We start from the raw sequence: 16,023 nt of genomic DNA, 5'->3' as shown, positions 1-16,023 counted from the left end.
ACAACTACGATGAATATCGAGAATATCGATCTGAATCTGCTGGTGGCATTCGACGCGATGATGCAAGAGCGCAACGTGACCCGGGCGGGCCTGCGGGTGGGCCTGTCGCAGCCGTCGATGAGCCATGCCCTGGTGCGGCTTCGGCAATTGTGCGGCGACCCGTTGTTTGTAAGAGTGAAGGGCGGCATGGAGCCCACGCCCTTCGCGCATCGTATTGCCTCCAGCGTCAGGGCCGGCCTGTCGATGCTGCAGACCGGCCTGGAAAGCGCGGTGGCTTTCGACCCGGCGCATTCCGAACGCATTTTCCAGGTGCTGCTGAGCGACCTGGGAGAAGTCGTCTACCTGCCGCGCCTGATGCATCACCTGAAATCGGCGGCGCCCGGCATCAGCCTGCGCATTCTGCAGCTGCCGCGCGAAGGCTATCGCGAGGCCCTGGAAGCGGGAGACGCCGACCTGGCGATCGGCTTCCTGCCGGCGCTGACGGCGGGCTTTTACCAGCAGCGCCTGTTCAGCGACCAGCATGTGTGCCTGATGCGGGCCGGCCATCCCCGCATTGGCCGCCGCCTGAACATCGGCCAGTTCTCGGCCGAGTCCCACATCATGATCGAGCCGGCGGGCTCGCGCTACAGCCGGGTGTCTCCGCAATCGTCCACCACCACGCTGATCGAGCAATACCTGGATAAGCAGGGCCTGCGCCGCCACGTGGCGTTGCGGGTGCCGCATTTCACGGTAGTGCCCGAGATCCTGGAGGCCACCGACTTGCTGGCGGTCATTCCCAGCACGGTGGCTCGGGTCATGGCCCCGTTGCGGCGCATCAAGATTCTGCCGCTGCCGCTGGCGGCGCCCAGCTTCGAGGTGAAGCAGTTCTGGCACGAGCGCAGCCACCAGGACGAGGGCACGCGCTGGCTGCGCGGCGTCATTGCCCAGCTGTTCATGGAGAGCCGGCCGACTCAGGCAGCCTAGCGATCACCTTGATCTCAAAATCGAAGCCATACAGCCAGGTGACTCCGACCGCCGTGATGGTGGGGTAGGGCGCCTGGCCCCAGTATTCCGGCACGACCTGCCAGATGGTCTCGAATTTCGATTGCGGGTCGACCATGAAAACGGTGACGTCGATCACGTCGTCGAACGAGCCGCCCGCCTCTGCCAGAATGGCATTCAGGTTCTCGAACGCCAGCCGCACCTGCTGCTTCAGGCCGGGTTCGGGCGAGCCGTCGTCCCGGCTGCCGACTTGCCCTGAAACGAACAGGAAACCATTGGACCGGATCGCCGGTGAATACCGGTTGCGCTCATAAAGCGCATGGCGTTGCGGGGGAAAAACGACATCGCGCGTGGTCATTCTGGAAGCTCCATCGGGGCCGGATCCGGCCTTGGGTTGGTGATGAGCACACTGTAAAGACGCGCGCGGCGCCGATAAACCAGCAACTGCATCCAGCACTGTTTGTAAAATCCAAACAATTTCCCGGCAACCGGAGTGGCGATGGACCGTATCGACGCGATGCAGGCGTTTGCCCGCGTGGTGGAAACCGGCAGCTTCACCAAAGCAGCCCAGACCCTGCACATGAGCAAGACCAGCGTGACGCAATTGGTGCAGCAGCTGGAGGCGCGCCTGCGCGTCAAGTTGCTGAACCGCACCACGCGGAAGGTCAACGTCACGGCCGATGGCGCCGCCTATTACGAGCGCGTGATACGGCTGCTGGCCGATATGGACGATGCCGAGACCAGCCTGTCCAGCGCGTCCGCGCTGCCGCGCGGGCGGCTGCGGGTGGACGTGCCCAGCCCCTTTGCCCGCATGATTCTCATACCGGCCTTGCCGGCGTTCCACGCCCGGTATCCCGACATGCAGCTGCACATGGGGGTCAGCGACCGGGTGGTGGACCTGATCGACGAGAACGTGGACTGTGTGGTGCGCGGCGGCGAAATCACCGACCAGTCGCTGGTGGCGCGCCACGTGGGCGATTTGCAGCTGGGCGTGTATGCGGCGCCCAGCTACCTGGACCTGGCGGGCCGGCCGGAGCATCCGCTCGAACTGCAAGACTCGCATCACCGTATCGTGGGTTTCATGTGGTCGCGCACGCGCAGGGCTTTTCCGTACACCATGCGCCGCGGCGAAGAAAGCATCAGCGTGCAGGGCCGCTACGCGCTGGCGGTCGACGACGGCAACGCTTATCTGGCGGCCGGCCTGGCCGGGCTGGGAATTCTGTGGCTGCCGGACTACATGGCCACGCGGCACGTCGCGCAGGGCGAGCTGGTGCGGCTGTTCGACGGCTGGCAACTGGAGTCGATGCCGATGTATCTGGCATTTCCGCCGAACCGGCATGTCAGCGCCAAACTGCGCGTGTTCATCGACTGGGTGGTCGCGCTGATGGCGCGGCACGCGCCCGTACAAGGGCGATAGGCATCGCGCCGCTCAGGCGGCTTTCTGCTGTTCGAACTGCGCTTTCAGCATTTCGTAGATGGCGATGGTCAGGGGGCTGATGGTGTCGCCGCGCGTCCACAGCATGTAGGTCATGGGCGGCAGCGGCGGCAGGCCGTCGGCCTCGCCCAGCACGCGCATGTCGGCGCCCAGGAATTCGACGCTGCGCGCCGTGACCCCCAGCCCGGCGCGCACTGCCGCCTTGATGCCCACCAGGGTCGGCGCCACGTAATTGATGCGCCAGGTCAGCCGCGTCTGCCCCAGCGCTTCCAGGGCGATCCTGCGGAAAATGCTGGGCTCGTCGGCCAGGATGAGCGGCAGCGGCGCGCGCCGGTTGTAGATGTAGTCGGCGGCGCATATCCAGGCGGTGGGCGAGGTCCGCAGCGCGAAGCCGGTCAGTTCGGGGCTGGAGCGCGTGGAGATGGTCAGGTCGATATCGCCCGAGTGCAGGGCGTCCATCAGGAACGGGCTGCGATCCACCCGGATTTCCATCCGCACCCTGGGGGCGTGGCGCGCGATGTGCGTCAGTACCGGCGGCAGGATGGTATCGGCCACGTCCAGTGGCGCGCCCAGCTTGATCTGGCCTTCGATCTGGTTGCGCCCGATGCTGCGCAGGGCTTCGTCGTTGATGGCCAGCAGCCGGCGCCCGTAGTCGGCCAGCTGCTGGCCCTGCGCCGTCAGGATGCGGCGCCGCCCTTTCTTCTGGAACAGCGGGCAGCCCATCTGGCTTTCCAGGCGCTGCATCTGCTGCGTGATGGCCGATTGGGTCTTGAACAAGGCCTGCGCGGCGCCCGAGAATGTATTAGCTTTTTCCACGGTTACCAGGGTGCGTAGCAGATCCAGATCGAGATTTTTCATAGGGATTACCCTTGGAGACGCATTCGCATAAGGCCGGTCTTCATAGAGAATATATTAAGACTGCTTATGTGTTTCTTATAACAATTAATTTGTGAACCGGGGTGGCGCCACCTATAGTCGTTTGCACTACAGGAGGCCAACATGACCCAAGCCCATGAAAAGCAGGCAGCCATTGCCCGCTTCATCGACACTGCAAAGCAGCACACCGGCGGCGATGTCAGCCGCGCCGATCTCGCGGTGGTGCTGGACGCGCTGGTGGACATCGCATCGCAGCCGCAATGGTGGTCGGGGCAGGACTACCCGGCGCCGGAAGGCGATGAACTGCAGGCGCGCTATCTGATCCACGAAGAGCCCGACAGCACCTACGCGCTGTACCTGAACGTGATGAAGCCGGGCAAGAAGATCGTGCCCCACAACCACACGACCTGGGCCTGTATCGCCGCCGTGGAAGGCACCGAAAGCAATTATCTGTACGAACGCACCGACGACGGCAGCCAACCCGGCCACGCGACGCTGCGCGAAACCGGCGTGAAGCTGGTGTCCCCGGGCCAGGGCATTGCCCTGCTGGCCGACGATATCCACGCGGTGCGCATCGAAGACGCCAGCATCCGGCACCTGCACATGTACGGGCTGGCGCTCGAAAAGCTGGACCAGCGCCTGGCCTACGACATGGAAAACAACACCTGCAAGGTCATGCCGGTGGGTGTGAAGACGCGCCGGAGCGCATGATGAAAGCCAGGTCGACGCGGCTGGCGCACATGGGCCGGCCCGCCTCGGGGTGGGCCAATACCCCTATCGTGAAGGGCAGCACCTATCTTTTCGAAAGCCTGGAGCAATGGCGCGGCGCGCGCAAGCAGCGCGAAACGCAGCGAGTGCTGTCGTACGGCGCCCGCGGCAACGAGACCGTGTACGCGCTGGAAGACGCGATCACCGAGCTCGAAGGCGGCTATCGCACCAAGCTGTTTCCGACGGGGCTGGCGGCCATCGCGTCCACCTTGCTGGCCTGCCTGAAGACGGGCGACCACGTGCTGATCCAGGAAGGGGTGTACGAGCCGGTCAGGCGCCTGTGCGCGACCCAGCTGGTGCAGTACGGCATCGGCTACAGCTTCTTCAACCCGCATGATCCCGAATGGCAGCGCCACCTGCGGCCCGAGACGCGCATGGTGTATGCCGAATCGCCCGGCTCGCTGCTGTACGACATGCCGGACCTGCCGGCCATTGCGCGCACCTGCCGCGAGCGCGGCATGCTGCTGTGCGCCGACAACACCTGGGGCTCCAGCCTGGCCTACCGGCCGCTGGCGCTGGGGTGCGACATCTCGGTGGTGGCGGCCACCAAGTACCTGGGCGGCCATTCCGACGTGATGATGGGGTCGGTGACCACCACCCGGGCGCACTTCGACGCCATCGAGAACGTCAGCATCAACCTGGGCCAGACCGTGGCGGCGGAAGACGCCTTTCTGGTGCTGCGCGGCCTGCGCACCCTGGACCTGCGGCTGCAGCGCCATGCGCAAAGCGCGCTGGACATCGCCGGCTGGCTGGCGGGCCAGGCGGCCATCAGCACGGTATTTCATCCTGCCCTGCCGGGCGACCGCAACCATGCTTTGTGGCGCCGCGACGCCGCGGGCAGCAACGGCCTGCTGACGGTGGAGTTCCATCCGGACTTTTCCCATGCGGCGGTCGAAGCCGCCATCGGGCAGCTGCAGTTGTTCGGCATCGGTTCGTCGTGGGGCGGCTACGAAAGCCTGGTGCTGCCCGTGGACCCGGCCAGCACGCGGTTCGCGGGGCAGGCGGCCGCGCCCGGCTACCTGCTGCGCCTGCACATCGGCCTGGAAGACCCGGCCGACCTGAAAGAAGACCTGGGGCGGCTGCTGGCCGCCCTGCCCAGCCTGCCACAACAACAAGCGATTGCATGATGAAAGATTCAACCCCGCGGTATGTCGATGCGCGTGAACTGAAAACCTGGATACACGATGAAGCGGAGCTGGCGCTGCTGGATGTGCGCGAGCATGGCCAGTTTGGCGAGAACCACCTGTTCTTCGCGGTGCCGCTGCCGTACAGCGAGCTGGAACTGCACATTGCGCGGCTGGTGCCGCGCACGGCCACGCGCACGGTGGTCTACGGCGATGCCGCGACCGAGCCGGCCGTGCTGGCCGCCGCGCAGGCGCTGCAGCGCCTGGGGTACAGCCGGGTGCACGTGCTGCGGGGCGGCATACAGGCATGGCGCGACGCCGGCTACGCCACGTTCGCGGGCGTGAACCTGCCCAGCAAGACCTTCGGCGAAATCGCCGAGCACGTCTACCACACGCCCAGCGTGTCGGCCGGCCAGCTGCACGACATGCTGAACGACGCCGACGCGAACGTCATCGTGCTGGACGGCCGCCCGGTGGCCGAATACCGCAAGATGAACATCCCGGGCGCCATCTGCTGCCCCAACGGCGAGCTGGCGCTGCGCATCGGCGCACTGGCGCCGGACCCCGGCACCAAGGTCATCATCAATTGCGCGGGGCGCACGCGCAGCATTATCGGGGCGCAGACACTGATCAACCTGGGCATTCCCAACGAGGTGTATGCACTGGAAAACGGCACGCAGGGCTGGTACCTGGCCGACCTGCCGCTGGAGCACCAGTCCAGCCGGGTGTATCCCGAACACATCCCGGCGCGCGATATCGATGTCTTGCGCCAGCGCGCGGACCGGCTGCGTGAGAAGTTCGCCGTGCCCGTGGTGAATGCCGCCCAGGTAAGCGCCTGGCTGCAAGACGAGGCCTGCAATGTCTTTTTGTGCGACGTGCGCACCGAGCAAGAGCACCGGCAGGGCGGCGTGCCCGGCCAGGCGCAGCATACGCCGGGCGGCCAGCTCATCCAGGCTACCGACCAGTACATCGGCGTGCGCAAGGCGCGCGTGGTGCTGTGCGATACCGACGGCATACGCGCGCCGGTGGTGGCAAGCTGGCTGAAGCAGCTGGGCTGGAACGTCAGCCTGCTGCAAGATCCGCAGCAGCTGGCCAGCCTGCCCGCCGGGCCCGCCGCCATGCCGACGCTGTCGCATACGCAGGAACTGCCCGCCGGACGGCTGGCGGCATTCGTGGCCGCGCATCCCGGCGCGCTGATCCTGGATGCCCGCCCTAGCATGCAGTTCCGCAAAGGCAGCCTGCGGGGGGCCACATGGGTGATCCGTCCGACGCTGATGCAGCAAACGGAGAGCCACGCGGCCGGCCCGGTGCTGCTGCTGGGCGATAACCTCGCCAAGCTGGCCTGGCTGGCCGGCGACCTGGAACGCGCCGGCCGCGCCGATATCCACTTGTGCGTGGTGGACGACGCCGGCCTGCGGGCATCGGCGCTGCCCATGGCCGCCCGCCCCGATCTGCCGGACGAGGCATGCATCGACTATCTGTTTTTCGTGCACGACCGCCACGACGGCAACAAGGCGGCGGCGCGCAAGTATCTGGAATGGGAAACCAACCTGGTGTCCCAGATCGATGAACAGGAACGCAAGACGTTCTCTGTGGGCGGCTAGCCCCATTACATTACAGGAGAAGAGACATGCATTACCGGTTAAGCAAGACTGTCGTGCTGGGCACGATCATCATGTCCGCGTTCTGGGGCAGCCAGGCCCTGGCCAGCCAGTGGGACGACATCAAGGCCCGCGGCACGATTGTGTGCGGCACGCAGAACGCCAGCTCGCCGTACGGATTCCAGGATCCGGCCAAGCGCGAGTATGTGGGCTATGACGTCGACATGTGCAAGGCCATCGCCAAGGAACTGGGGCTGAAGCTGCAGCACAAGCCGGTATCCACCGAGGCCCGCATTCCGGAAGTGAAAATGGGGCGCGTCGACATGATGGCCGGCGCGGTGGCGTGGCTGCCCAAGCGCGCCGAGCAGGTCGATTTCAGCAACCAGTACCTGCAGGGCTACATCAAGGTGTTGGTGAAGGCCGATTCGGGCATCAAGACGCTGGCCGACCTGAAGGGCAAGAAAGTATGCGCGTCGTCCGGGTCCAGCTCGGCCGCCATTGCCCAGAAGGTATTGCAGGGCGCCAATGTGCTGACGTTCCAGAATATCGCGCAGTGCTATGTGGGCCTGCAGAGCGGCAAGGTGGAAGCCATGACCGCGGGCGAGCTGGTGCTGCGCCGTTTCCTGAACGATTCGCAGAAAGACGGCAAGCCCACCGCGCTGCTGGACGAGCCGACCTACACCGAACACATCGGCATCATCGTCAAGCAGGGCGAGCCGGCGCTGCTGGCGCAGATCAACCAGGCCATCGCCGCGCTGGACAAGTCGGGCGAACTGACCCGGATCTATGACAAGTGGATGGGGCAGGGGTCGATCTACAAGATGAAGCGCGACTTCAAGGTGGAGTCGGTTTCGGCGGCGGCCCAGGCCGACGCGGCGAAGTAGCCAGGCAACCGGAGCAAGAGGGCGCGGCGCGCCCTCGCCATTCTTCTTATGGATCTTTCTTTTTCCATGCTGTCGGATCCGGAGGTCATGGGCATGCTCATGACCGGGATCACCATTACCCTGCGGCTGTTCGCCGGCGCGCTGGCCGGCGGCTTCGCGCTGGCGCTGGTGCTGACGGGCATCAACCTGATTCCGTCGCGGCTGGTGCGCGCGGTGGTGGCCCTGTATGTGGAATACCATCGCAACGTGCCGACCGTGGTGCAGATACTGGTGTGGTACTTCGGCATGCCGGAAGTCCTGCCCGAGGGCATCCGCACCTGGATCAACCAGGGCAATAGCGAATTTTCCTTCGCGCTGATTGCGCTGTCGCTGAACGTCAGCGCGTATTACTACGAAGATATCCGTTCGGGCATCCGCGCGATTCCGGCCACGCAGATCGAGGCGGCCCGCTCGATCGGCCTGGGCGCCGTGCAGGCGCTGTTCTATGTGGTGCTGCCGCAGGCAGTGCGCTATGCCGTGCCGCCCATCATCAACCGGTCGATCATCCTGTTCAAGGACACCAGCCTGGCGATGGTGATCGGCGTGACCGATATTACGTACCAGACCAAGCGGATCGAGAATGCCACGTTCCAGACGTTCCAGATCTTCATGATCTCGACCTTGATCTACCTGTGCATGGCCCTGCTGATCTCGGCGCTGGGCGCGCATCTGGCGCGCAAGTATCCGGCCAGTTTCAAGAGTTGAGCATGATCGAATTCCTGCATACCTACGGCATGTTGTTCCTGGTGGGGTCGTGGCCCAACGGCCCCATTGGCGGGTTCGCCGGCACGCTGATCCTGGCGGCCCTGGGCCTGGCGGGCGCGTTTCCGGCCGCGCTGCTGATCGGCGTGGCGCGCACCAGCGGCAATGCGCCGCTGAAGTGGCTGTCGTCCGCCTGGGTGCATACCTTCCGCTCCATCCCGCTGATCATGATCGTGTTCTGGGCGTACTTCCTGCTGCCCGTGCTGACCGGGTTCGAGGTGCCGCCGTTCTCGACCGCGCTGGCCGCGATCATCATCTACGAATCGGCCTTTCTGGCCGAGATCGTGCGGGCCGGCATCCAGTCGCTGCCGGCGGGCCAGGTCGAGGCAGCCAGGGCGGTGGGGCTGGGCTATTTCCAGACCCTGTGGTCAGTGCAACTGCCCCAGGCGCTGAGCAACATGATTCCTTCGCTGGTCAACCAGTTCGTGTCGACCATCAAGGCGACGTCGATCGTGTACATCATCGGCGTGCAAGAGGCGGCGTTTTCGGCCCAGCAGATCAACAGCATCGAGCTGACGGGCGCGCTGCGCACCTACCTGGTGCTGGCCCTGTTCTATTTCCTGTTGTGCGCGCTGCTGTCCCGGCTGGCCAGGCAGCTCGAACTGCACCTGCAAAACAAGCGCCTGGGGCTGGCAACCTAGCCGCGGCGGTTACGGAGAGAGAGATGATTCAATTCGAAGGCGTCAACAAGTGGTACAAGCGATACCACGCCCTGAACAACATCTGCGGCGAAGTGCACGCTGGCGAAGTCCTGGTGGTGTGCGGGCCGTCCGGTTCGGGCAAGTCCACCATGATCCGCACCATCAACAAGCTGGAAGAAATCCAGAGCGGCACCATCCGGGTGCAGGGCCAGAGCATCTGCGGCGACAAGGTCGACATCAACCATCTGCGCGCCAAGATCGGCTTTGTGTTCCAGCAGTTCAACCTGTTTCCGCACCTGTCGGTGAAAGACAATATCGCGCTGTCGCCCGTGAAGGTGGGCGGCATGGCGCGCAAAGACGCCTACGGGCTGGCCGAGGAACTGCTGCACAAGGTGGGGCTGGGCGACAAGCTCGACGCCATGCCGGCCAACCTGTCGGGCGGCCAGCAGCAGCGCGTGGCCATTGCGCGGGCGCTGGCGCAGAAGCCCACGCTGCTGCTGTTCGACGAGCCCACCAGCGCGCTCGACCCGGAAATGGTGGGCGAAGTGCTGGGCGTGATGAAAAGCCTGGCCGCCGAAGGCATGACCATGGTGTGCGTGACCCACGAAATGAACTTCGCCCGTGAAGTGGCCGACCGCGTCTGGTTCATGGACCGGGGCGAAATCCTGGAAGACGCGCCGCCGGCCGAGTTTTTCTCGCGCCCGCGGCATGAGCGCGCCAGGAAATTCCTGGCGGATATCATCCATTGACGGGATTCACGCGGCACGCCAGGCCGGTTCAGGCCTTGCCCGCGGCCGCCGGCGGCATGCGGAACCCCACGCCCAGGCGATTGAAGGCGTTCATCAGGCCGATGGCGTAGGTCAGGTCGGCGAGCTCTTTGTCGCTGAATTCGGCGGCTGCCGCGGCATAGTCGTCATCGGGTATGGCGGTGGCGGCCACATTGGTGACGGTTTCCGCCCAGGCCAGCGCCGCGCGTTCGCGGGCGCTGAATACATCCCCCGATTCGTGCCATACCTGCACCAGCACCAGCTTTTCCACTGCCAGTCCATGCTTGAGCAGGTCGCGGGAATGCATGTCGATGCAGTAGGCGCAGCCGTTGATCTGCGACACGCGCAGATAGACCAGGTCGATGAGTTCTTTGGGCAGCCCGCATTTCTGCAGATAGGTGTAAACGCCGCCAAAGGCCTTGTAGCCTTCGGGGGATGCTTTGGCGTAGTCGATGCGCTTGCTCATGGTGTGCCTTGTCGGTGTGTCGGTGTCGGTTGCGAGGCTCCATCATGGCGCATCATGGACTACTCTGGAAGAGCCAAGATCGAGCTTGTTGACTGGGCCATGTTGCGGCGCCACGGCCCGGCCGATGCGGTTACAGCAGCTTCAGGATACGCCTGCCGAGTTTCTCGGCAGTGGCTTGCGAATCGATATTGGTAAAGCCCAGCAGCAGGGCCGGCGCGGCCCTGGCGCCGTGGTCCCAATCGCTCAAGGCTTCGGCGAACATGCCGTCGGCCCGCATGCGGGCCGCCAGCCGCCGGTCGGACAGGCGGCTGCCAAGGCGCAGGATCAGGTGCATGCCGCCGGGCTGCGGGTCGATGCGGATGTGCGTTTTCAGTACGTGCTCCAGGCCCGCGGTGGCCGCCTGGCGGCGCTCGGCGTATAGCTTGCGCATGCGCTGGATATGGCGGGCGAAATGCCCTTCGGTAATGAAGGCGGTGACGATCGCCTGGGTCAGTTGGGGGCTGCCGCCGGCCCGGGCCTGCGTGATGGTTGCAAACCGCTCGGCTTGCGCCGGCGGCACCACCAGGTAGGCCAGCCGCAGGCTGGGGAAAAGTACTTTGCTGAACGTGCCGGCGTAAATCACGCGCCCGTCGCGGTCCAGGCTTTTCAGCGCGGGCAGGGGGCGGCTGACGTAGCGGTATTCGCCGTCGTAATCGTCTTCGATGATCCATGCGCCGCTTTGCGCGGCCCAGTCCAGCAGCGCCATGCGGCGGGGCAGGGACAGGGACACGGACAGCGGGCTCTGGTGCGCGGGGGTGACCACGGCGGCGCGCGCTTTGGGCGCGGCCAGGATGCCATCGGCGACCACCATGCCCGCGCCGTCCACCGGCACCGGCGCCGCGGCGATGCCCATCAGCGCCAGCAGGCGGCGCGTGGGCGGATAGCCCGGATCTTCCAGCCAGACGGTATCGCCCGGCTTGAGCAGCGCCTGGCCGATCAGCTGCATGCTGTCGCAATAGCCCGACGTGACGAACACCTGGGACGGCGTGCAATCGATACCGCGCGCCACATGCAGGTAGGCGGCGATTTCCGCGCGCAGCGCCGGCAGGCCGTAGATGGACGGATGAACCATGTCCGACGGCTGCATGGCACGCGCGCAGCGCGCGCCCAGCCGGGCCCAGATCTTGCGCGGGAAGGCATCCAGGGCTGGCAGGCCCATCTGGAAAGGACGTATGGAATCGGGGCGGAAATTGGACGCGGCGGCGTCGCTGTCGACGGCCGGGGCAATGGCGGCTGCCCGCGTGTGGGGCCGCAGGCCTGCCGCGACCACTGTGCCGGCCTGGCCGCGGGACTGCACGTAGCCCTCGGCCGCCAGCAGGGAATAGGCTGTTTCGATGGTGCCGCGCGCCAGGCCCAGTTCGGTGGCCAGCGCACGCGCCGAGGGGATGCGCTCGCCCGGTTTCAGCAGCCCGCTGGCAATGGCGCCGCGAAACCGTTCGTAGATTTGCCGATAAAGCGGCTGGGCCGCGGCCGGATCCAGCGGCGAAATACTGCCGGCCTTTGCAGCTGCCATGGGCTGGCCACCTGTGCGGAGAGTTCGGCCGGAATTATACGGGAGCGCTGCGTGGCCAGGCACGCCGCGGCCGCCGCCCCGCCTATGCGGCGACCGTGGCGAAATGCTCGGCCAGGCTTGCCTGCGCGGCGTCTCTGGCGGCCTGCAGCGCTTCGGGGCCGTACGCGGTGCCCTGCACAGAAAAGAACGCGATGTCGCGGATACCCACAGTATTCAATACCACTGTCAGGTACGGTGTCAGGAAATCGGGCTGGCGCGCGGGGCCGTCTCCATAGGTGCCGCCGGATGAAATGGCGATGAAGGTGGGGCGGTCGCGCAGGGTGCCGACCTTGCCCTGGCGGGTGGGCAGGAAGCTGCGATGCACGCGCACGATGTGGTCGATCCAGGCCTTCAGGGCCGATGGCACGGTGTAGTTGTGCATGGGCGTGCCGATGATCAGGCCGTCGGTATCTTCCAGTTCGCGGATCAGCATTTCCGATTCCGCCAGCGTGCCCAGCTGGTCGAGGCCGGCGGGCGACCGGGCGCCGCCCAGCACGGCGGCGTAATCCGGGTCCACGTGCCTGACGGTGTCGGCCGACAGCTGGCGGTCGATCAGGCCGGCATCGGGGTGGCGGCCCAGCAGGTGGCCGAGCACGGCCTCAGACAGGCGATAACTTTCGGATGCCTGCGCGCGCGGGCTGCAGGTCAGGCGCAGGATCTTCTTCATTGTTCTTCCTTGTCGATGGTTTTCGAAAAACGCATGGCGCCGGTGACCAGGCCCTGCCGGAAATAGAACCGCTGGGCCAGCGCATTCGACAAGCCCGTATCCAGCACCAGCTTTGCGCAGCTCTGCTGCGCGGCGACGATGCTCAGTTCATCGAGCAGCCGGGCGCCGAAATTGCGGCCCCGGCTGGTGGCGGTGGTGACCAGGTCGTCTACATAAAGAAAGCGGCCATAGATCAGGTTTTCCTGCAGGCGATACCCCGCCAGGGCGAGCGCATCCTGGCCGTGCCATACGCCCAGGATGCGGTAGGTGTCGCCGGCCATGCGCCGCACCCGCGCGGCGAAATCCGCCGGGCCGTGCAGATGCGGCCGCAACTGCTGCATCACAAGAAAGCAGGCCCGCAGGTCTTCATCGGTTTCGGCGTGCCGGATCACGACATCGTTCACATGCTGCTCCTGGTTGCGCCCCGGCGGGGCTTTATCACGGATCCATGCTAAAGGCTGGATGACTCAGCAGGAAGAGCCATAACCTGCCATTTCGACTAGGCCATGTCGAGCCGGGACCCGCCGCGCAACTGGACCATTGAATCAGTGCGGAATCGGCCCATGACACGGCCGGGGGCCGCCGGCATGATTGATCCATGCTTCACCGCACTGCCTGTCACCCCTGATATCGACCTTCTTACCTGGAACCACACATCATGTCTTCGAAAAAGCAAGCAGACCATGCCTTCGCCCGCCGCAACGTACTGGTAGGGGGCGCAGCCGCCGTCGGCGCCCTGCTGGTGGCGGCCAACAGCCCCGAGGCCTCGGCCGCCCGGGCCAGCGGCCAGGCCGCCAAGGCAGCCGCCGCGCCGGCCGCGTCGGGCAGCATCATTGTCACCAAGGACGGCACCCAGCTTTACTACAAAGACTGGGGCGCGGGCCAGGCCGTGGTGTTCTGCCATGGCTGGCCGCTCAGTTCGGACAGCTGGGAATCGCAGATGCTGTTCCTGGCCTCGCAGGGCTACCGCGCCGTGGCGCATGACCGGCGCGGCCATGGCCGCTCGAGCCAGCCGTGGAACGGCAACGACATGGATACTTATGCCGACGACCTGGCCACGGTTATCGAAACCCTGGACCTGAAAGATATCGTACTGGTGGGTTTTTCCACCGGCGGCGGCGAAGTGGCGCGCTACGTGGGCCGGCACGGCACCAGGCGCGTATCGAAGGTGGTGCTGGTTTCGGCAGTGCCGCCCCTGATGGCCAGGACGCCGACGAACCCGCACGGACTGCCCGTCGAAGAATTCGACAAGCTGCGCGCGGCGCAGCTGGCCAACCGCTCGCAGTTCTACCGGGATGTCGCCAGCGGCCCCTTCTATGGGTTCAACCGGCCGCAGGCCCAGGTTTCGCCCGGCCTGATCGACGCGTGGTGGATGCAGGGCATGCAGGGCGGGCACAAGAATACGTATGACTCGATCAAGGCGTTCTCGGAAACGGATTTCACCGAAGACCTGAAGAAAATCGATGTGCCCACCTTGATTGTGCATGGCGATGACGACCAGATCGTGCCCATCGATATTTCCGGCCGGCTGTCGGCAAAACTGGTGCGCCAGTCGAAGCTGCTGGTGTATTCCGGAGCGCCGCACGGGCTGACCGATACGCATAAGGCGCGCTTCAACGCGGATTTGCTCGACTTCGTGCGCAGCTGAGCGCTGCATCGTACTGCACGCGGATCCGGCTGCCTGGCGGCGGCCGGATCCGTGCGTTTTTTTGCCCCAACACAAGGAACTGAATTCATGAGTCAATTCACCGACAAGGTCGTCCTGATCACCGGCGGCGCGGGCGGCATCGGCGCCGCCGCTGCCCTGCAGTTCGCCGCCGCCGGCGCGCAGGTCGTGGTTACCGGCAGGCGCGAAAACCAGCTGCGCGAATTTGCCGCGCAGCATGCGTCGGTCGATTATCTGGTGGCGGACGCAGGCAAGCCGGAAGACGCGGCGCGCACGGTCGAGGCCGTCGTGGCGCGGCATGGCCGGCTGGACGTACTGGTCAACAACGCCGGCGCCGCCACGGTGATGCCGCTGCAGCAAGCCAGTTACGAGCAGGTCATGGCGATACTGGCCGTGAACGTGGTGGGCCCATCCCTGCTGGCGACGGCGGCGGTGCCGCACCTGGCACGGCAGCAGGGCAGCATCGTGAACGTGTCCAGCACCTATGGGCACAAGGCGGGAGCCAACCTGTCCCACTATGCGTCCAGCAAAGCCGCGCTGGAACACATGACCCGCTGCTGGGCGCTGGAACTGGCCCCGCAGGGCATCCGGGTCAATGCCGTGGCCGCGGGCCCCACCGAAACCGAGTTCCTGGCCACGCGCATGGGGCTGACCGCTGAACAGGTGGAATCGATCAAGGCTGCCGAACGGCAGCAGATTCCGCTGGGCCGCCGCGGCCAGCCGGAAGACGTGGCGCGGTGGATCGTGTCGCTGGCAGCGCCCGCGGTATGGATGACCGGGCAGGTCGTGGCCGTGGACGGCGGCCTGAACATAGCCTGATTGACGCTGTAAAAAAAATGGCCCGGCAGGGATGCCTGCCGGGCCATTCTGTTTGTGCCGGCCGGAATACGGCGGCGCCCGCACTTACTTGCGGGCATAGCGATCGAACCAGGTATCGAAGCTGATCGCGCCCAGGCGTGGTTCGCGCACGGGCACCAGCGATTTTTCGTTCAGCACCACGCCGAAGTAGGCGGCGGTTTCATCTGCCACCACCTTGCGGGTGTCTTTCATGGCGTCGAGATAGCGCTGCACGAACCCGGCCACGCTGGAGCGCTCGGGGCCGGCGATCTCGACAATGCCGTTGACCGGGGCGGCGGTGGCGGCGTCGGCCACGGCCTCGGCCACGTCTTCCGCGGCGATGGGCTGCAGGGCGGCCGGCGAAAGCCGGATCTGCGTGCCATCGTCGCCGGACTGGGCGATGCCGCCCAGGAATTCAAAGAACTGGGTGGACTGGACGATCGTGTACGGCACGCTGCCGGCCTTGATGATCTGCTGCTGGGCCATTTTGGCGCGGAAGTAACCGCTGTCCAGCAGGCGTTCGGTGCCGACGACGGACAAGGCCACGTGATGGCTCACGCCCGTGGCGATCTCGGCGGCCAGCAGATTGTGGCCGGCGCGCTGGAAGAATTCCAGCGACGCGGCGTCTTCGAACGTAGGCGAGTTGGCCACGTCGACCACGACTTGCGCGCCGGCCAGGGCTTCACGCAGGCCCTCGCCCGTGACCGCGTTGACGCCCGTATTGGGCGAGGCGGCAATGGCCTTGTGGCCGCGGGCCTGCAGCTTGCTTACGACTTTCGAACCGATCAGGCCGGTTCCACCGATAACGACGATCTTCATGGCATTTCCTTTTTGCTTGGCGGGGAATTCCGGCTGGCCGGGAGGGCTCCCGGCCAGCCG

18 protein-coding genes are annotated in these 16,023 nt (G+C 65.6%); 11 read left to right on the top strand and 7 right to left on the bottom strand.

The window, feature by feature from the left end:
• The first annotated feature begins 9 nt into the window (after nucleotides 1-9).
• Nucleotides 10-963, top strand: coding sequence for a LysR family transcriptional regulator (locus J2P76_RS19200; protein WP_207409450.1), 954 nt, complete (start codon nucleotides 10-12; stop codon nucleotides 961-963).
• Here J2P76_RS19200 and J2P76_RS19195 read toward each other — a convergent pair.
• Entirely contained in the window at nucleotides 932-1,339 is a 408-nt protein-coding gene (locus J2P76_RS19195; RefSeq protein WP_207409449.1) for a RidA family protein, read from the bottom strand. The genes J2P76_RS19200 and J2P76_RS19195 overlap by 32 nt on opposite strands.
• A gap of 141 nt (nucleotides 1,340-1,480) precedes the next feature.
• On the opposite strand from J2P76_RS19195, the gene J2P76_RS19190 reads away from it, so the two are divergent.
• Entirely contained in the window at nucleotides 1,481-2,398 is a 918-nt protein-coding gene (locus J2P76_RS19190) for a LysR family transcriptional regulator (protein WP_207409448.1), read from the top strand.
• 12 nt (nucleotides 2,399-2,410) lie between these two features.
• Here J2P76_RS19190 and J2P76_RS19185 read toward each other — a convergent pair whose 3' ends face one another.
• A complete protein-coding gene (locus J2P76_RS19185) occupies nucleotides 2,411-3,274 on the bottom strand; it encodes a LysR substrate-binding domain-containing protein (protein WP_207409447.1) in 864 nt (287 codons plus the stop codon).
• A 141-nt stretch (nucleotides 3,275-3,415) separates the two neighbouring features.
• Here J2P76_RS19185 and J2P76_RS19180 point away from each other — a divergent pair, with 141 nt between their 5' ends.
• Genes J2P76_RS19180 through J2P76_RS19150 form a run of 7 tightly spaced genes read left to right on the top strand, consistent with a single transcriptional unit; the run spans nucleotide 3,416 to nucleotide 9,860 of the window.
• A complete protein-coding gene (locus J2P76_RS19180; protein WP_207409446.1) occupies nucleotides 3,416-4,003 on the top strand; it encodes a hypothetical protein in 588 nt (195 codons plus the stop codon).
• The gene (gene metC / locus J2P76_RS19175) at nucleotides 4,003-5,187 is read left to right on the top strand and encodes a cystathionine beta-lyase (RefSeq protein WP_207410579.1); all 1,185 of its coding nucleotides are present in this window, start codon (nucleotides 4,003-4,005) and stop codon (nucleotides 5,185-5,187) included. Before J2P76_RS19180 ends, metC begins: the two co-directional genes overlap by 1 nt.
• Nucleotides 5,184-6,788 (top strand): rhodanese-like domain-containing protein, encoded by a 1,605-nt coding sequence (locus J2P76_RS19170; RefSeq protein ID WP_207409445.1) that lies wholly within the window; start codon nucleotides 5,184-5,186, stop codon nucleotides 6,786-6,788. Before metC ends, J2P76_RS19170 begins: the two co-directional genes overlap by 4 nt.
• 26 nt (nucleotides 6,789-6,814) lie before the next feature.
• Nucleotides 6,815-7,669, top strand: a complete 855-nt coding sequence (locus J2P76_RS19165) for an ABC transporter substrate-binding protein (RefSeq protein WP_207409444.1) — start codon at nucleotides 6,815-6,817, stop codon at nucleotides 7,667-7,669.
• Nucleotides 7,670-7,717: 48 nt separating this feature from the next.
• Nucleotides 7,718-8,413, top strand: a complete 696-nt coding sequence (locus J2P76_RS19160) for an amino acid ABC transporter permease (protein ID WP_207409443.1) — start codon at nucleotides 7,718-7,720, stop codon at nucleotides 8,411-8,413.
• A gap of 2 nt (nucleotides 8,414-8,415) precedes the next feature.
• Entirely contained in the window at nucleotides 8,416-9,111 is a 696-nt protein-coding gene (locus J2P76_RS19155) for an amino acid ABC transporter permease (RefSeq protein ID WP_207409442.1), read from the top strand.
• Nucleotides 9,112-9,134: 23 nt separating this feature from the next.
• Entirely contained in the window at nucleotides 9,135-9,860 is a 726-nt protein-coding gene (locus tag J2P76_RS19150) for an amino acid ABC transporter ATP-binding protein (protein WP_207409441.1), read from the top strand.
• 28 nt (nucleotides 9,861-9,888) lie between these two features.
• On the opposite strand, the gene J2P76_RS19145 is transcribed toward J2P76_RS19150, so the two are convergent.
• From J2P76_RS19145 to J2P76_RS19130, 4 genes are all read right to left on the bottom strand, one after another.
• Nucleotides 9,889-10,344: a carboxymuconolactone decarboxylase family protein gene (locus J2P76_RS19145; RefSeq protein ID WP_207409440.1), complete on the bottom strand. Its 456-nt coding sequence runs from the start codon at nucleotides 10,342-10,344 to the stop codon at nucleotides 9,889-9,891.
• 130 nt (nucleotides 10,345-10,474) lie between these two features.
• Complete coding sequence (locus tag J2P76_RS19140; protein WP_207409439.1) at nucleotides 10,475-11,896, bottom strand: PLP-dependent aminotransferase family protein; 1,422 nt, start codon at nucleotides 11,894-11,896, stop codon at nucleotides 10,475-10,477.
• 82 nt (nucleotides 11,897-11,978) lie between these two features.
• The gene (locus tag J2P76_RS19135; RefSeq protein WP_207409438.1) at nucleotides 11,979-12,602 is read right to left on the bottom strand and encodes an FMN-dependent NADH-azoreductase; all 624 of its coding nucleotides are present in this window, start codon (nucleotides 12,600-12,602) and stop codon (nucleotides 11,979-11,981) included.
• Nucleotides 12,599-13,045 (bottom strand): GNAT family N-acetyltransferase, encoded by a 447-nt coding sequence (locus J2P76_RS19130; protein WP_207409437.1) that lies wholly within the window; start codon nucleotides 13,043-13,045, stop codon nucleotides 12,599-12,601. The genes J2P76_RS19135 and J2P76_RS19130 overlap by 4 nt, the downstream gene beginning before the upstream one ends.
• Before the next feature lie 254 nt (nucleotides 13,046-13,299).
• Here J2P76_RS19130 and J2P76_RS19125 point away from each other — a divergent pair, with 254 nt between their 5' ends.
• Nucleotides 13,300-14,289, top strand: coding sequence for an alpha/beta fold hydrolase (locus J2P76_RS19125; protein WP_207409436.1), 990 nt, complete (start codon nucleotides 13,300-13,302; stop codon nucleotides 14,287-14,289).
• Between the two features lie 87 nt (nucleotides 14,290-14,376).
• Entirely contained in the window at nucleotides 14,377-15,126 is a 750-nt protein-coding gene (locus tag J2P76_RS19120; RefSeq protein ID WP_207409435.1) for an SDR family NAD(P)-dependent oxidoreductase, read from the top strand.
• Nucleotides 15,127-15,210: 84 nt separating this feature from the next.
• Here the strand turns inward: J2P76_RS19120 and J2P76_RS19115 are convergent, their stop codons facing one another.
• Entirely contained in the window at nucleotides 15,211-15,963 is a 753-nt protein-coding gene (locus J2P76_RS19115; RefSeq protein WP_207409434.1) for an SDR family oxidoreductase, read from the bottom strand.
• Between the last annotated feature and the right edge of the window lie 60 nt (nucleotides 15,964-16,023).

The organism is Bordetella petrii, assembly GCF_017356245.1.
Classification (GTDB): Bacteria; Pseudomonadota; Gammaproteobacteria; order Burkholderiales; family Burkholderiaceae_B; genus Bordetella_A; species Bordetella_A petrii_D.
Note: the sequence above shows the minus strand (reverse complement) of the source record. Positions and strands in the feature narration are given on the sequence as shown.

Coding starts and splice junctions, on each gene's coding strand:
- J2P76_RS19200 (WP_207409450.1), top strand. CDS start 10: ATGAATATCGAGAATATCGATCTGAATCTGCTGGTGGCATTCGACGCG.
- J2P76_RS19195 (WP_207409449.1), bottom strand. CDS start 1,339: ATGACCACGCGCGATGTCGTTTTTCCCCCGCAACGCCATGCGCTTTAT.
- J2P76_RS19190 (WP_207409448.1), top strand. CDS start 1,481: ATGGACCGTATCGACGCGATGCAGGCGTTTGCCCGCGTGGTGGAAACC.
- J2P76_RS19185 (WP_207409447.1), bottom strand. CDS start 3,274: ATGAAAAATCTCGATCTGGATCTGCTACGCACCCTGGTAACCGTGGAA.
- J2P76_RS19180 (WP_207409446.1), top strand. CDS start 3,416: ATGACCCAAGCCCATGAAAAGCAGGCAGCCATTGCCCGCTTCATCGAC.
- metC (WP_207410579.1), top strand. CDS start 4,003: ATGAAAGCCAGGTCGACGCGGCTGGCGCACATGGGCCGGCCCGCCTCG.
- J2P76_RS19170 (WP_207409445.1), top strand. CDS start 5,184: ATGATGAAAGATTCAACCCCGCGGTATGTCGATGCGCGTGAACTGAAA.
- J2P76_RS19165 (WP_207409444.1), top strand. CDS start 6,815: ATGCATTACCGGTTAAGCAAGACTGTCGTGCTGGGCACGATCATCATG.
- J2P76_RS19160 (WP_207409443.1), top strand. CDS start 7,718: ATGGATCTTTCTTTTTCCATGCTGTCGGATCCGGAGGTCATGGGCATG.
- J2P76_RS19155 (WP_207409442.1), top strand. CDS start 8,416: ATGATCGAATTCCTGCATACCTACGGCATGTTGTTCCTGGTGGGGTCG.
- J2P76_RS19150 (WP_207409441.1), top strand. CDS start 9,135: ATGATTCAATTCGAAGGCGTCAACAAGTGGTACAAGCGATACCACGCC.
- J2P76_RS19145 (WP_207409440.1), bottom strand. CDS start 10,344: ATGAGCAAGCGCATCGACTACGCCAAAGCATCCCCCGAAGGCTACAAG.
- J2P76_RS19140 (WP_207409439.1), bottom strand. CDS start 11,896: ATGGCAGCTGCAAAGGCCGGCAGTATTTCGCCGCTGGATCCGGCCGCG.
- J2P76_RS19135 (WP_207409438.1), bottom strand. CDS start 12,602: ATGAAGAAGATCCTGCGCCTGACCTGCAGCCCGCGCGCGCAGGCATCC.
- J2P76_RS19125 (WP_207409436.1), top strand. CDS start 13,300: ATGTCTTCGAAAAAGCAAGCAGACCATGCCTTCGCCCGCCGCAACGTA.
- J2P76_RS19120 (WP_207409435.1), top strand. CDS start 14,377: ATGAGTCAATTCACCGACAAGGTCGTCCTGATCACCGGCGGCGCGGGC.
- J2P76_RS19115 (WP_207409434.1), bottom strand. CDS start 15,963: ATGAAGATCGTCGTTATCGGTGGAACCGGCCTGATCGGTTCGAAAGTC.